Source organism: Niveispirillum lacus, from assembly GCF_002251795.1.
Lineage (GTDB): Bacteria > Pseudomonadota > Alphaproteobacteria > Azospirillales > Azospirillaceae > Niveispirillum > Niveispirillum lacus.
Genome location: NZ_NOXU01000019.1, coordinates 59488 through 75164 on the forward strand (window position 1 = coordinate 59488; position 15677 = coordinate 75164).

Below are 15677 nucleotides of genomic sequence, written 5' to 3' on the forward strand. Positions count from 1 at the left end.
CATGCGGAAATTTAGTCGTCCCAGCGCGCTTTTGCCCCTGTTTTCCGCCGCTTTCTGATACACTCACGATACCATGATGAATACCGATCACATCCAATCCGCCGCCCCGTCCGTTTCCGCCGCAGCAGAGGAATATGGGGCCAGTTCCATCAAGGTGCTGAAGGGCCTGGACGCTGTCCGCAAACGCCCGGGCATGTATATCGGCGATACCGATGACGGTTCCGGCCTGCACCATATGGTGTATGAGGTGGTGGATAACGCCATTGACGAGGCGCTTGCGGGGCATGCCGATCGGGTGGATGTGCGCCTGAATGCTGACGGTTCGGTGACCGTTCGGGATAATGGCCGCGGTATCCCGGTGGATATCCACCAGGAAGAAGGGGTCTCGGCGGCAGAGGTCATCATGACCCAACTCCATGCCGGCGGCAAATTCGACCAGAACAGCTATAAGGTATCGGGCGGCCTTCATGGCGTGGGCGTCTCGGTGGTGAACGCCCTGTCGGAGATTCTTGACCTGCGCATCTGGCGCCAGGGCAGGGTATGGGAAATGCGCTTCTCCCATGGCGATGCTGTTGCGCCGCTGGTCGATGTCGGCCCTGCACCGATTGTCGCCGAAGGCAAGCGGGCGGGTCAGCCTCTGACCGGGACGGAGGTTTCCTTTCTGCCGTCCAAGGCCACGTTCACCAAGACCGAGTTTGATTTCCAGACCTTGGAACACCGGCTGCGCGAACTGGCCTTCCTGAACTCCGGGGTGCTGATCATCTTCACTGACGCTCGTGGGGTCGAGCCGAAGAGTGTTGAACTGTACTATGAAGGCGGGCTGGAAGCCTTCGTGGCCTATCTTGACCGATCCAAGACACCACTGCACAAGCCTGGCATCTACGCCAAGGGCGAGCGCAACTCCGAAATGGGGGTGGCCATCGGTGTGGAAGTGTCGTTGCAGTGGAACGACAGCTATCATGAAACGACGCTGTGCTTTACCAACAACATCCCACAGCGCGATGGCGGCACCCATCTCGCAGGGTTCCGCGCCGCCCTGACCCGCACGGTCAATAAATACGCAGAAGAAAGCGGCATCCTGAAGAAGGAAAAGGTCGCGCTGTCGGGTGATGACATGCGCGAAGGCTTGACCTGCATCATCTCCGTTAAGGTGCCGGACCCGAAATTCTCCAGTCAGACCAAAGACAAGCTGGTCTCGTCCGAAGTGCGCCCCGTGGTCGAGGCGATTTGTGCGGATGCGCTCTCGACCTGGTTCGAGGAACATCCCGCCGATGCCCGGAAAATCGTCGGCAAGGTTGTCGAAGCTGCTGCCGCACGGGAGGCTGCCCGCAAGGCCCGCGAACTGACCCGTCGCAAGGGTGCGCTGGACATGGCCAGCCTGCCCGGCAAGCTCGCCGATTGTCAGGAACGCGACCCGGCACTGTCTGAACTGTTCATCGTTGAGGGCGATTCGGCCGGTGGTTCCGCCAAGCAGGGCCGTTCGCGGCAGAACCAGGCCATCCTGCCCCTGCGTGGCAAGATCCTGAATGTGGAGCGCGCGCGCTTTGACAAGATGCTGTCTTCTGCCGAGATTGGCACTCTGATTGCTGCTCTGGGCACTGGCATTGGCCGCGACGAGTTCAACATCGAAAAGGCGCGGTATCATAAAATCATCATCATGACGGACGCCGACGTTGATGGCGCCCATATCCGTACCCTGTTGCTGACCTTCTTCTATCGGCAGATGCCGGAAATCATCGAGAAGGGCTATCTCTACATCGCGCAGCCGCCGTTGTACCGTGTGAAGCGCGGTACGGCGAAGGAGCGGTACCTGAAGGATGACCGCGCACTTGAGGATTACCTGATCAACCAGGGGACAGACGATGTGTTCCTGGTGACGGCCGACGGTTCCGCCAAGGGGGGTGATGATCTACGCGGCCTGGTCGAACAGGCGCGCGCCGCCAAGGCTGCCATCCAGGCGCTGGCCCGTAAGGCCGGCAACCGCGATGTGGTTGAACAGGCCGCTATCATCGGTGCCCTGTCCTCCAAACTGCTGGACGATACGTCGCGTGCCGCTGAACTGGCCGCTGTCATTGCGGACAGGCTGAATGTTCTGGCGCGTGACCGTGCGATGGCTGCCGGTGATGCCATGGCCGTGGATGCGACCCCCGCCGCCATTGGCGGTTGGCAGGGCACGGCGGACCAGGATGGACTGGTTCTGTCTCGGACCCGTCGGGGTGTGACCCACCGCCATGTCCTGGATGCCGACCTGCTGAAAAGTGTGGAAGCGCGGCGGCTCGATGCCATGTTTGACCATCTGTCGGCGACCTATACTGTGGCCGGAACCCTGCGTCATCGGGTGAAGGATCTGCGCCATGTCACCGGACCGTCTTCCCTGTTCGAAGGGGTCATCGACCAGGGTCGTCATGGCCTGACCATCCAGCGCTATAAGGGGCTGGGTGAAATGAACCCGGATCAGCTTTGGGAAACCACGCTGGACCCCAATGTGCGCACCCTTTTGCAGGTCAAGGTCAACCATGCCGACGATGCAGAAGATGTGTTCAGCACCCTGATGGGCGACGTGGTCGAACCCCGTCGCGCCTTTATCCAGGAAAACGCGCTCAAGGTCGCGAACCTGGACGTGTGAGGGGGGAACGGGGGTGACTTAACCCACCCCCGCGCCTCTGATGTTTTCCCGTCCGCCACCCGTCTCCAGCCCCCATTGCACCTGAGCGACGATGCTGTCCCTGCTGTACCGCTGGTTCCGCTCCCCCCGGTCGCGCTTGCGTGACGTGACGCTGGGTCGGCGTCTGGGCACGCTGGCGCTATGGGTGATGGGTGTGTGCACGGCCCATGTCATCGCCATGATGGTGCTCGAGGGGATGGCGCTGCGTGATGCGCTGTGGCTGACGGCCACGACCATCGTCACGGTCGGCTATGGCGATCTTTTCGCCAAGACCGATGCCGGGCGACTGGCGACGGTCGGTTTTATGTATGTCGGCGGCATTTTTGTGGTGGCCAGTCTGGTGTCGGCCCTGGTCGACTGGCGCACGGACAGCCAAGAACGCAAGGCCAACGGGACCTGGGGGTGGAAATTGACAAACCATCTGCTGTTGATCGGTGAACCCAGCGGTGACGCAGTTCAGCATCTTTGCCGTCTGGTCGATCAGGTCCGCGCGCATGAGGATTGGCGCGATGCGCCTATCCTGTTGCTGACCCGTGCGTTCGAAGCGACCCGTCTACCGGCGGCGCTGGCCGATCGGGGGGTGGTGCATGTCACAGGTAGTGCCGCCGATGCCACGGCCCTGACCCATGCCGCCCCTGACCGGGCGCGCACATCGCTGGTCTTTTCCAGCTCCGAAACCGACCGGGAGGCGACGGCCCGCGTGCTGGACACCGTCCTGCGCCTGCGGGAAGCGGGGCAGAAGACCTCGATCATCGCCGAATGCGTGGATGTCGGCGACCATGACCGTCTGGCCCGGCTTGGTGCCGCCCAACCCATCCGCGTCATGCACGGCTATCCCGAGGTGGCGGCCCGTGCCATTGTCAGCCCCGGATCGGAAGCGCTGATCGAACAGCTTTTCACGGCGGAGGGCGATGAGTGCCGCCGCGTCGACCTGCCCCGCGTCTGGGAGGGAACCTGGCTGGACCTGCTGACCCGTATCGCCGGGGCCGGCATCGGCACCCCCATCGGCTATCTCTGCGCCGACACGGGCGCTGTCCTGGCCAACCCCGTGGGCCGATCCATCCGTGCCAAAGCCCTGTTCCTGATCGTGGGCGATGACCGGCAGGTCAATGCCACCCGCGATACGGTGCAGGCGCTGGCCCTCTGACGGCGAACTGCCGGCTATTTCCGGCGAACAGCAGACGCCCAAGCTGCATTTCGTCCGATCCACCACTTCAATCCGGCACTGCTTCCCGGCAAAATCGCGGCAACCATTGATCAAGGGACTGACGCCATGACCATGCCTGCCGCCACTACCTCCCCCACCGCCCGCACCGGTGCGCGCCTGCTGGTCGCGGCCCTGGAGGCGCAGGGCGTGAAGATGGTGTTCGGGGTGCCGGGGGAGAGCTATCTGCCGGTTCTGGATGCCCTGCATGACAGCGGCATCCGTTTCATCACCTGCCGGCAGGAGGGGGGCGCCGCGATCATGGCAGAGGCGCAGGGCAAGCTGACAGGCCGGCCCGGCATCTGTTTTGTCACGCGCGGTCCAGGCGCCACCAACGCCTCTGCCGGCATCCATATAGCCCAGCAGGATGCCACGCCGATGATCCTGTTCGTGGGGCAGGTGGCGCGCGACATGCGCCAGCGCGGGGCATTCCAGGAGGTGGATTACAGCGCCGTCTTTGGCAGCATGTGCAAATGGGCCTTTGAGATCGACAATCCCGCCCGCATCCCGGAACTGGTCTCCCGCGCCTTCCGCGTTGCCTGTCAGGGGCGGCCCGGCCCCGTGGTCATCGCCCTGCCGGAGGATATGCTGACCGAACTGGCCGATATGGCCGATGCCGCCGTCGCCCCCGTCACTGATGCCTTCCCCGACCCGGCGGCCCTCGCCGATCTGGCGCGGCGTCTGCGGGTTGCTGAACGGCCCCTCGCCATCCTGGGCGGCAGTGGCTGGAATGCGGAGACGACCGCTGCCTTTACCGCCTTTGCCGAGGCGCACCAGATCCCGCTGGCTGTGGAGTTCCGCCGCCAGATGCTGGTGAACGCCTTTAGTGAAAGCTATGCCGGGGATCTGGGCTTTGGCGCCAATCCGGCCTTGCTGGCCCGTGTGAAGCAGGCTGATCTGGTCCTGCTGCTGGGCGGCACCCTGGGCGAGGTTCCCTCACAAGGTTACGAGTTGCTGGGCATTCCCAATCCCGGCGTGCCTCTTGTCCATGTGCATCCCGGTGCCGAAGAACTGGGCCGCGTCTATCAGGCGGAACTGTCCATCCAGGCCAGCCCGCGCGCCTTTGTCAGCGCGTCTCTGTCCGTTCTATCCCATTCTGTCCCGGCGACCCGCGCAGGATGGCGGGAGGCAGCGCGTGCCGCCTATCGCGCCTGGACCGACACGGTTCCGCCCAACCCAGGCCCAGTGCAGATGGCGGAAGTGGTAGAGGCCCTGCGCGCCTTACCGCCAGAGGCGGTAATGTGCAACGGGGCCGGTAACTATGCCATCTGGCTGCACCGGTTCCACCGCTACCAGGCCTTTGGCACCCAATTGGCACCGACCAGCGGGTCCATGGGGTACGGGTTACCCGCCGCCATAGGGGCCAAGCTGCACCAACCAGATCGCACCGTCGTGGCATTGGCCGGTGATGGTTGCTTCCTGATGCATGGTCAGGAATTTGCCACAGCCGTTCAGCATGGGGCTGCCATTGTTGCCGTCGTCATCGACAATGGCATGTATGGCACCATCCGCATGCATCAGGAGCGGGAGTTTCCGGGCCGTGTACTGGGCACGGAACTGTACAGCCCCGACTTTGCGGCCCTGGCCCGCGCCTATGGCGGTGCCGGCTTCACCGTTGAAAAGGCAGGGGAATTCCAGGCGGCGTTCGATGCTGCCCTTGCCAGTGGCCGTCCCGCCCTGGTCCATGTTCGCTTGGACCCGGAAGCCATCACGCCGACCAGCACCCTGTCCGGTATCCGGTCCAAGGCCCTTGCCGGGACCTGACCGCCCGTCCCCTGAGGCCAGCGGTCGCTGGCCTCAGGCTTGGGTGGTTAGAGCCCTTCCAATTCGGTGATAAAGCTGTCCAGCAGGCCCAGACCTTTGTCCCAGAAGGACGGGTCCTTCAGGTTCAGGCCGAACGGAGCCAGCAGATCGGTATGGTGCAGCGTGCCGGCCGCCGACAGCATTTGCATGTATTTGTCGGCGAACGCGGCCCCCTGGCCCTTGGACGCCGCCTCCTGATAGGCGGCATAGAGACTGTTCACCAGACAGTCGCCGAAGGCATAGGCATAGACATAGAAGGGTGAGTGGACAAAGTGGCCGATATAGGTCCAATAGGGCCGGTAGCTGTCTTCCCAGCGGAAGGCCGGTCCCAGGCTTTCGGTCTGCACTTCCATCCAGATATCGGCGATCCGTTCGGCCGACAGTTCGCCGTCGCGCCGTTCGGTGTGCAGCCGCCGCTCGAACTGGTAAAAGGCGATCTGGCGGACAACGGTGTTGATCATATCCTCCACCTTGCCGGCCAGCAGCGCCTTGCGCGTCTTCGGGTCGGTGGTGGCGTCCAGCAGGCCGCGGAAGGTCAGCATCTCCCCGAATACCGATGCGGTTTCGGCCAGTGTCAGCGGGGTCGACGCCTGCAAATGCCCCTGTTCGCGGCACAGATATTGATGCACCCCATGGCCCAGCTCGTGGGCCAGGGTCATCACATCGCGGGTGCGGCCCATATAGTTCAGCAGCAGGTAGGGGTGGGCTGACGGCACCACGGGATGGGCGAAGGCACCGGGATTCTTGCCGGGACGCGGCGGCACGTCGATCCAGGGATTGTCGAAGAATTGCTGACCGATTTCGGCCATGCGCGGGCTGAACCGAGCATAGGCGTCATGGACGATACGCTTGGCCTCCGCCCACGGAATTTTGCGGTCATCGTCACCGGGCAGCGGGGCGTTGCGGTCCCAATAATCCAGCTTGTCCTGCCCGAACCATTTGGCCTTCAGCGCGTAATAACGGTGCGACAGGCGGGGATAGGCGGTCCGCACCGCGCTGAGCAGCGCGTCCACCACCTCATCCTCCACCTGATTGGCCAGATTGCGGGCCGACCAGGGGTTGGCATAATGGCGCCAACGATCCTCGATCTCCTTATCCTTGATCAGGGTGTTCATGATGTGGGCGAAGGTGCGCTGGTTCTTGCCCAGCACCTCCCCCAGCACCTGGGCGGCCTCCCTGCGCACGGCCGGATCGGTAGAGGAGAGCAGGTTGAGCGCCTGGGCCGAGGTCAGTTCCTCGCCCCGGATGGAGAAGCGCAGGTCGGCCAGATGTTCGTCGAACAGCCGCGTCCAGGAGGCGCGGCCCGCGACATATTTCTCATGCAGCAGCTTTTCCAGATCGTCGGCCAACTGATGCGGGCGGAAAATGCGGGTATCGCGCAGGAAGGGGCGGTAGGCGGCGAGTTCCGGGTTGTCCAGCTTGATCTCCAGGTCACGATCCTCGACCCGGTTGATCTCCAGCGTGAAGAACAGCAGATGGACGGAAATGCCCGTCACCCGCTCACTCATCCCCTGATAGAACCGCCCGATATTGGGATCGGCCATGTTGGACGCATAGAGCAGCCCCGCGAAGGACATGACCTTCGACAGAACCTCATCCAGCTTTTCATATTCGGCGATGGCCTGGGCCAGTTCGGCCCCGCTCAACCCTGCCAGCTTGCCCTGATAGCGGTTGGCGAAGGCGGCGGCTTCACCCTCAGCCGTGGCCAGATCAGCCGCCAGCAAGGGGCAATCGGGACCGGCATACAGGTCGGAAAGGTCCCAGGCAGGCAGTTCGCCCAGATCGGCATGGTTCAGGCTGTCGGGCACGATACCCCTCCGGCATTGCAATCACGTCGATTGCATATGGCATGGAGGCGGCGGCAGTTCAATCGGACCGACCCCGCTGCCGCCGGTTCGGGTCCGCAAAAATCAGGCAGCGGAGATGGTTTTGGCGGCCCGCCCGCAATCATTGCTGGCAATGCGCCCGGCCGTGACGCGAACGATGTGCAACACATCCTCCGCGGCGACACCATCGCGGTTCATCAGCAGCACCGCAATCGGATCAGACAAAAGATCACCCAGGCTGGCCTCGCCGTGCAGGGTATCATCAAGCATCAAGTCTTTGTTTTCCATGGGCGTCCTCCTGACCGGGCCTAGGGGGCCTGCGTAAGCGGTTCCACGAGGCAACAATGAGATCATGCGCCGGTTCCGTGACATTTCAATGGCGAGATGATCAATTTCAGCCACCCTATCCATTTGCGCGGCCACCCGCCGTGATGGCGGTCACCGGGCCTATAAAATGGTCTATGGCGTCGGGTAGAGGGCAGGCCTCGCCTCTGTCTGTCGCGGTCCATGCAACATGGTGCAACACAAAACAGCGGTCTGTTTCAGGAGACACGAGGTCTCGCCCTCCGAAAGCCGGTGGCTCCGAATTGGTGCGAACACAGGTTGGCTGTTGATTGATCAATGATAGCAGAGGAACCGGCGGAAGTCAGCAGATGCGGGCGTCACCGTTTCCCCCCGCCCATAAAAAAGGCCGCCCCGGTTGCCCGGTGGCGGCCTTTCCCAAACGGGGGCAGCGCCCCTTACTGGTTCATGCTGTCGAAGAAATCGTTGTTGGTCTTCGACTGTTTCAGCTTGTCGACCAGGAATTCGACGGCGTCCTGGGGCCCCATCGGGTTCAGGATACGGCGCAGAATCCACATCTTGGCCATCGCCCCCTTGTCGACCAGCAGGTCTTCCTTGCGGGTACCCGACTTCTGAATGTCGAGAGCCGGGAAGATGCGCTTGTCGGACAGCTTGCGATCCAGGACGATTTCGCTGTTACCCGTGCCCTTGAACTCTTCGAAGATCACTTCATCCATGCGGCTGCCCGTGTCGATCAGGGCGGTCGCAATGATGGTCAGCGAGCCACCTTCCTCGATATTGCGGGCGGCACCGAAGAAGCGCTTGGGCCGCTGCAGGGCGTTGGCATCCACACCACCGGTCAGCACCTTGCCCGACGAGGGAACAACGGTGTTATAGGCGCGGCCCAGGCGGGTGATGCTGTCCAGCAGGATGACGACGTCGCGCTTATGTTCCACCAGACGCTTGGCCTTTTCCAGGACCATCTCCGTCACCTGCACATGGCGGGTGGCCGGTTCGTCGAAGGTGGAGGACACGACCTCGCCCCGCACGGAGCGGGCCATGTCGGTCACTTCTTCCGGGCGCTCGTCGATCAGCAGGACGATCAGATAGACTTCCGGGTGGTTGGTGGCGATGGAATGGGCGATGTTCTGCAGCATCACCGTCTTACCGGTGCGCGGCGGCGCCACAATCAGGGCGCGCTGGCCCTTGCCCAGGGGGGCGACAAGGTCGATGACGCGAGTCGTCATGTCCTTGCGGCCCTTGCCGGAATTATCGACCTCCACCTCCAGCTTCAGCCGTTCATCCGGGTAAAGCGGGGTCAGATTGTCGAAATTGATGCGGTGGCGCACCTTGTCCGGATGATCAAAATTGATCGTGTTGACCTTCAGAAGGGCGAAGTAACGCTCCCCATCCTTGGGCGCCCGGATCTGGCCTTCCACCGTGTCGCCGGTGCGCAGGCCGAAGCGCTTCACCTGGGACGGGGAGATATAGATATCGTCGGGGCCGGGCAGATAGTTGGCTTCGGGTGAGCGCAGGAAGCCGAACCCGTCGGGCAGCACCTCCAGCACGCCTTCGCCATAGATCGGCACGTCATTGTCGGCCAACTGCTTCAGGATGGCGAACATCATGTCCTGCTTGCGCAGGGTGCCGGCATTCTCGATCTGCAGCTCTTCAGCAAAGGCGAGCAGCTCGGCGGGGGTTTTGGCCTTGAGTTCCTGGAGATTCATTGGATCTGGCTGTCGGTCGGCCATGGGCCGGTTGCGGGGAAGGGCGACGATGCCCCCGAGGATGCGCCCCGAATGGGGCGGGATCACGACCAACTGTCCGGATGGAGAATCGGGAAGCGGCCGAAGGTGCAGAACTTCGCGGTGGACTGACCTGATCAGGGGGGAAGGGGCGGTGGCAGACTGGCCGGGGAGACCGATCCCGGCGATGGCCGCAGGCGAAGCTGATCCGACAAACCAGCAATCGTCAGGCATGACACGGTAAGCCACGCGGCTACCGGATCAAGGCGGGATGTACCAGGACACCCCGGCGAACGGCATCACCTTTCACCTGATTGCATGGTTAGCCCAGCGCCCCCCCCAAGTCAAAACAAAAGAGCAGGTTACCCGTGCCAAGCGGTCGCATCCGGGGAGAGCAGAAATATCGGCGCCGTTTGCCACGATCTCTCTAACAGGGGACTATGCGCAATCGCGCGTTGCTGTAATATACGACTGGTTAACGATTACCCTGGGCAAAAAACATGCGCCTGCTTATCGCCGACGACCATGACCTGCTGCGGGACGCCCTGCGCTCGCATTTCGAGCGGGAGGCCCCAGGGACTTTCGTGCAAGGTGTCGGAACCGTCAGTGAAGCCCTGAAAGTGCTGGATGATGGGCAGCCGTTCGATATCCTGCTGCTGGATCTGCGGATGCCGGGCATGAATGGCCTTAACGGGCTGGTGCGGTTGCGCGAACGCTATCCGTCGCTGAAGATCGCCCTTATGTCGGGTGAAGCCAAGAACGAGGATATCAGGCTGGCCATGGCGCATGGCGCTGTGGGTTTCCTGCCCAAGACCCTGCCGGGTACTGTGCTTTTGCAGGCAGTCCAGCGCATGGCTGCGGGCGAAACCTTCATGCCCGACAATCTGCCGGAAAGCGCAATGGCGACTGATGGCAATGCGCTGAACAGCACCTTCACACGGCGGGAGCGGGAAGTGCTGGATTTCCTGCTGAAAGGCCAGTCGAACAAAGAAATCGCCCGGGCGCTGGACCTGGAAGAGGTTACGGTCAAGCTGCATATCCGGGGGCTGTGCCGCAAGCTGGGGGCCAAGAACCGTACTCAAGCCGCCATGCGCGCCGTGGAGTTGGGTCTTGCCCGCTGATCAAACCACGGGGATCGGGGATGACAAGGATGGCCATGGCCTGCCGCGCGGCTTGCGCCATGATCTGGTCAATGCCCTGAACGCCCTGCTGGGCTTTGCGTCATTCCTGGAGTCGGACCTGCCCGAGGGGCCGCAACGCGATTTTGCCCGCCGGATTCAGGATGCGGGGCGCCAGGCCATGGCCCTGGCCGAACGTATCCCCTCCTCGCCACGTGCCGCTGCGGTGCGTGTGCTGATGGTGTCGGCGGCGTCTGATGCCGACTCTCTGATCCTGGAACTGGACACTTATGGGTGTGAGGTGACGCTGGTGCCCACGCCGGGCCGCGCCGTGCAAGTGCTGCGCAAGGCGCCCGGCGCGTGGGATGTGTTGCTGGCCGATCAACCGGGACCCGCCGACCATGCCGGACTGATCGAAGCGGCCGCCGGCCTTTCCATCATAGCGCGTCGCGTCGACGACCGTGCGGCGACCCTGGCGCTGGCCCTGCGCGCGGCCCGTTGACCTGACGCCGGCCGTTGCGCCGTGGAGAGTAACCCCCAGTCCCCCTATGCTTTTGGCATCATTTCGGTGCTGTCGCACCCCGTTATTTCATGCGATTCTGATCCTGCATAATGGCCGGTAAGGCCACCTCTACGTTTCCTGTTCCTAGCCTCTGGCGGGTGTCCGCATGTCCGTGAAATTCCTGTTTGCCCTGGTCACCCTCCTGTGGTTGACCGGGCCCGCTGTTGCAGGCACCTGCACCCTGCCCCGCATTGATGGCGGCATTCAAACCGGGCAGGCCGACAAGATCGACCGTGATCGGACCGCCCTTCTTTCCTATGAGGCCTGTCTGGCCGAGCAGGAGGAACTGGAAAGCGCGTTCAACAGTCCAGCGGCGGGTCGTACGGCCCTGCAACGCGAAGCGGCCGCTAATCTGCGCCGCACCCTGGATGCATGGCAGCGCACACGCCGTGCGGCCGATGCCGCACCGACGGAAAAGAGCGGTTCCTGACGCAGATTTCCCCTGTCCCTGACATAGGGCCGCCCGACAGGATCGGTGCGGCCCTTTTTCATGGGCGATTGCCACCGGAAAAGGCGGGTGTTGCGCAGCAACAGCAAATCAGCCATTCGAATATTGCGGCAGCGACCCGGCGTTGAATTGATCCACGTCAGGGAAGCAATCAATCCGGTATCCTATAAGTCAATCCTGTAAACGACGCATGAAATCAGCGTCCAGAAGCCGAGAGAAATATTCGCCCGGCACACGATATAGGAGCCTTTCCCATGAAGAAATTCGCTGTTCCGGCGCTTGCCGCCGCGTTGACGATTGGTGCCGCCGTTGCTGTACCGGCCCAGGCCGAAAAGGCGGCTGGTGATCTGCTGGTTCGTGGCCGCATCATCCATGTAAAGCCGGACGAAAGCAGCAATCTGAAGCTGGGCACTGCCGCGATCGCGGGCAAGGCCGCCGTCGACACCGCGACCGTGCCGGAGCTGGATTTCAGCTATTTCTTCACCGACAATCTGGCGGCTGAACTGATCCTGGCGACGGCGCAGCACCATGTTGCCGCCAAGGGGTCGCCGCTGGGCGCGTCGGTCGATCTGGGTGATGTCTGGCTGCTGCCGCCGACCGTGACGCTGCAATATCACCTCAATCCCAAGGGCAAGGTCAGCCCCTATGTTGGCGCCGGTGTGAATTATACGATTTTCTACGGCGACGATCCGGGTGCGGCCCGGGGTATCGATTATGACAATGCCTTCGGTCTGGCGGCGCAGGCGGGCGTGGATGTCGAACTGAACGATAAATGGTCGCTGAATTTCGACGTCAAGAAGCTGTGGCTGGACACGGATGTGCAGGTTAATGCCGGTCTGGCCAGCCCGGTCAATGCCAAGGTCGATATCGATCCGTGGATCTTTGGCGTCGGTGTCGGCTACCGCTTCTGATCGGGCGCTGGCATTTGCTGTCTCCCTCAACCGGGGGCGGCCATGTCGGGAAGGGGCTTGGCCTCGGGCACTGTCCGGGGGTACATAAGCCCCTTTCCAACGTGGCCGCCCCCGGACCCTTTCCGGAGCGGCCCGCCCTTGCTGATCGGGAGCACACACATGCGCGCCGAAATTCAAGCGGTGACCGAGGCTGTTGAACAGTCCTTGGGCCTGCTGAGGAGGCATCTTTGACTGGGAGAAATCCCTTTTCCGCCTCGACGAACTGACTGCCCTCACCGAAGACCCGAACCTGTGGAATGACAGCGAGCGGGCGCAGAAGCTGCTGCGGGAGAAAAACCAGCTTGAATCGGCCCTGAACGGGACGAAACAGCTCGAACGCGATCTGAAGGACAATCTGGAACTGCTGGAATTGGCAGAGATGGAAGGTGATCAGGACATGATCGCCGAGGCCGAAAAGGCCGTCTTTGCCCTGAAGGACCGCGCCGCCACCATGGAACTGGAAAGCCTGCTTTCCGGTGAGGCGGATGCCAATGACGCGTTCTTAGAAGTCAATGCCGGTGCAGGCGGTACGGAGGCCCAGGATTGGGCCCTGATTCTGCTGCGCATGTATACCCGCTGGGCCGAACAGCATGACTACAAGGTCGAGTTGCTGGACGAAACCAACGGCGAAGAGGCCGGCATCAAATCCGCCACCATTCAGATCAAGGGCCATAACGCCTATGGCTGGCTGAAATCTGAATCGGGCGTGCACCGGTTGGTGCGGATCAGCCCGTTCGACAGCCAGGCTCGCCGCCATACCTCCTTCTCGTCGGTGTCCGTGACGCCGGTGATCGACGACAAGATCAATGTCGAGATCAATGAGAAGGATGTGAAGGTCGACACGTTCCGCGCATCCGGTGCCGGTGGGCAGCACGTGAACAAGACCGATTCGGCGGTGCGCTTCACCCATATCCCTACCGGGATCGTGGTGTCGTGCCAGCAGGAACGCAGCCAGCATAAGAACCGGGCCAAGGCCTGGGACATGCTGCGCGCCCGCATCTATGAGATGGAACTGCGCAAGCGCGAAGAAGCGGCCAACGCCCTGGAAGCCACCAAGACCGATATCGGCTGGGGCCACCAGATCCGCTCTTATGTTTTGCAGCCCTATCAGATGGTGAAGGACCTGCGGACCAATGTCGAAACCTCCGACAGCGCCGGTGTGCTGAACGGTGATCTCGACCGGTTCCTGCAGGCAGCCTTGGCGCAGCGCCTGACCGGGCATGGCGATCCGCAGGGCTGATCTGCTGCTCCTGATCGACAGGACGGTCCGCCCATGGCCGGCCCGGTAACATTCTGTTGCCGGGCCGGCGTTTTTGCCGCAAAAAGAGCCGCTCTGGCCGGGGGGTGAATTGCCCGTCGGCCGCTCGTTGCTCCGTTTTTGGCTATGCTGATGCCCCGGCGTCGTGCGGACGCGATCCGGCATCCTGTGGAGTTGCCTGATGGTCGCGTCGGATACGGCGGGATTTGACATAGCGGCCGGTGGATCGGCCGCCGGAGCGGACCGGCTCTTTTCCTCCTATTTCAACAGCACCACGCAGGTGCTGGTCCTGTTGGACGGTGATGGCACCGTGCGCGCGGCTAACCGTGCCGCTCTGCGTGTGGGTGACCTGCTGGCCACCCAGGTGCTGAATATGCCGTTGTGGGAGACCCCCTGGTGGCGGGGCGCGCCCGGTGTTCGCGAACGTCTGATCACCGCCGTGCAGGCCGCCGCCCAAGGCGCGACCATTCGGTTTGATGCCGCGACCGGCCCACAAACCGGCGCACCGCTGGTCTTTGATCTGTCGATTACGCCAATTGATCCGGGCGCAGGCGGGGCTGTGCGGTTGATGGTGGAAGCCCGCGACGTGACGGAGGCCCGCGACATTGAACAGGCGCTGCGCACCAACGAGCAGCGCTTGCGTGACATGGTGGAAGGATCGGTTCAGGGCATTGTTGTTCATTCCGGCCGGCGGATCTTGTTCTGCAATCCCGCCTACGCTCAGATGCTGGGCTATGAGTCGGTCCTGGATGTGTTGTCCATGGATCTGTATCACATCATTCCAGAGGCAGGGCGGGAGCAGGCCAATCGGGCCTGGTCCATTCTGCTGGCCGGCGGCAAGTTACCCGTCATCCGGTCGGCCCCCAACCAGCGCCGTGACGGGGCGTTGATCCATGTCGATGTACTGGCCCGGCGCATCGTCTGGGATGGGCACTATGCTATCCAGGCCACCGTGGTGGATGTTACGGCCCAGGCCAAGGCGGCCGCTGCCGAGGCGGCCCGGTTGGCGGCCGAGGAAGCGTCGCGGACAAAATCCGCTTTTATCGCGACCATGAGCCATGAGTTGCGCACCCCGTTGAACGCAATCCTGGGCTTTGCTGGCATGATCGCCAGCGGCAACCGCGACGGCGTGCCGCCCGACCCGCAGCATGTCGAATATGCCACGGACATTACTGTCGCCGCCCGGCACCTGCTGTCGGTGATCAATGACATGCTGCATCTGTCGAAGATCGAGGCTGGCCGCCTGACCCTGGAACCGTGCTGGATCCCGTTGGACGGTGAGTTGCGGCAGATCCAGCGTATCGCCCAGGGCCTGGCCCAGGACAAAAAGCTGACGATCCAGGTCGATTTACCGGTGGGCGAACCGCTGCTGCTGCTGGCCGATGAGCGGGCCCTGCGACAATTGCTGCTGAACATTGTCGGCAATGCGGTGAAGTTCACACCCAGCGGCGGCGAAATCCGCCTGGCGGCCGATCTGGATTGTGGCGACGGCGGGCTGGTCCTGTCTGTCACCGATACCGGTGTCGGCATTCCGGAGGGCGATCTGGAACGGATCTGGCGCCCGTTTGAACAGGTGGGGCGGGTGCAGGATCATCAGAACGGCACCGGCCTGGGCCTGTCCATTGCCCGCGCGCTGGCCGAACTGCACGGTGCCATTGTATCGGTGGACAGTCGCTTGGGGCAGGGGACCGTCTTTCGCTTCCGCTTCGCTGCCGACCTGGTCGCGCGCGGCACACCCCCCCGGCCCACCGCCTCCAACGATCAGTCCGGGGTGACGGCCACCGTCCGCGCCCAGGGGTGACCGCCAAACAAAAAC

12 protein-coding genes are annotated in these 15677 nt (G+C 62.8%); 9 read left to right on the plus strand and 3 right to left on the minus strand.

Translation table 11 applies throughout. The features are described from left to right. The first annotated feature begins 76 nt into the window (after positions 1-76). From gyrB to CHU95_RS02920, 3 genes are all read left to right on the plus strand, one after another. Positions 77-2626: a DNA topoisomerase (ATP-hydrolyzing) subunit B gene (gene gyrB, locus CHU95_RS02910; protein WP_207762351.1), complete on the plus strand. Its 2550-nt coding sequence runs from the start codon at positions 77-79 to the stop codon at positions 2624-2626. Positions 2627-2717: 91 nt separating this feature from the next. Further along, entirely contained in the window at positions 2718-3812 is a 1095-nt protein-coding gene (locus CHU95_RS02915) for a potassium channel family protein (protein ID WP_094453572.1), read from the plus strand. Between the two features lie 126 nt (positions 3813-3938). Next, positions 3939-5633, plus strand: coding sequence for a thiamine pyrophosphate-binding protein (locus CHU95_RS02920; RefSeq protein ID WP_245837834.1), 1695 nt, complete (start codon positions 3939-3941; stop codon positions 5631-5633). Positions 5634-5680: 47 nt separating this feature from the next. Here CHU95_RS02920 and CHU95_RS02925 read toward each other — a convergent pair whose 3' ends face one another. The 3 genes from CHU95_RS02925 to rho form a co-directional block, all read right to left on the minus strand. Further along, positions 5681-7480 (minus strand): M3 family oligoendopeptidase, encoded by a 1800-nt coding sequence (locus CHU95_RS02925; protein ID WP_094453574.1) that lies wholly within the window; start codon positions 7478-7480, stop codon positions 5681-5683. Between the two features lie 102 nt (positions 7481-7582). Then, positions 7583-7786 carry a hypothetical protein gene (locus CHU95_RS02930; RefSeq protein WP_094453576.1) on the minus strand — a complete coding sequence of 68 codons (204 nt, stop codon included), beginning with the start codon at positions 7784-7786 and terminating at the stop codon, positions 7583-7585. Between the two features lie 452 nt (positions 7787-8238). Next, positions 8239-9507 carry a transcription termination factor Rho gene (gene rho / locus CHU95_RS02935; RefSeq protein WP_094453654.1) on the minus strand — a complete coding sequence of 423 codons (1269 nt, stop codon included), beginning with the start codon at positions 9505-9507 and terminating at the stop codon, positions 8239-8241. Positions 9508-10025: 518 nt separating this feature from the next. On the opposite strand from rho, the gene CHU95_RS02940 reads away from it, so the two are divergent. The 6 genes from CHU95_RS02940 to CHU95_RS02965 all read left to right on the plus strand — a co-directional run bounded on the left by CHU95_RS02940 (position 10026) and on the right by CHU95_RS02965 (position 15662). After that, positions 10026-10646 (plus strand): response regulator, encoded by a 621-nt coding sequence (locus CHU95_RS02940; RefSeq protein ID WP_094453578.1) that lies wholly within the window; start codon positions 10026-10028, stop codon positions 10644-10646. After that, positions 10636-11145: a nitrogen regulation protein NR(II) gene (locus tag CHU95_RS02945; RefSeq protein WP_094453580.1), complete on the plus strand. Its 510-nt coding sequence runs from the start codon at positions 10636-10638 to the stop codon at positions 11143-11145. Before CHU95_RS02940 ends, CHU95_RS02945 begins: the two co-directional genes overlap by 11 nt. 166 nt (positions 11146-11311) lie before the next feature. Beyond that, a complete protein-coding gene (locus CHU95_RS02950) occupies positions 11312-11635 on the plus strand; it encodes a hypothetical protein (protein ID WP_094453582.1) in 324 nt (107 codons plus the stop codon). A gap of 272 nt (positions 11636-11907) precedes the next feature. Continuing rightward, complete coding sequence (locus CHU95_RS02955; protein ID WP_094453584.1) at positions 11908-12564, plus strand: OmpW/AlkL family protein; 657 nt, start codon at positions 11908-11910, stop codon at positions 12562-12564. A gap of 159 nt (positions 12565-12723) precedes the next feature. Continuing rightward, positions 12724-13843, plus strand: a protein-coding gene (gene prfB / locus CHU95_RS02960; protein WP_101749358.1) for a peptide chain release factor 2 whose coding sequence is annotated in 2 segments (ribosomal slippage) — positions 12724-12792 and positions 12794-13843 — 1119 coding nt in all. Because the reading frame shifts where the segments join, the coding sequence is not laid out codon by codon here. 199 nt (positions 13844-14042) lie between these two features. Further along, positions 14043-15662, plus strand: a complete 1620-nt coding sequence (locus tag CHU95_RS02965; RefSeq protein ID WP_094453588.1) for a PAS domain-containing sensor histidine kinase — start codon at positions 14043-14045, stop codon at positions 15660-15662. Positions 15663-15677 lie beyond the last annotated feature (15 nt).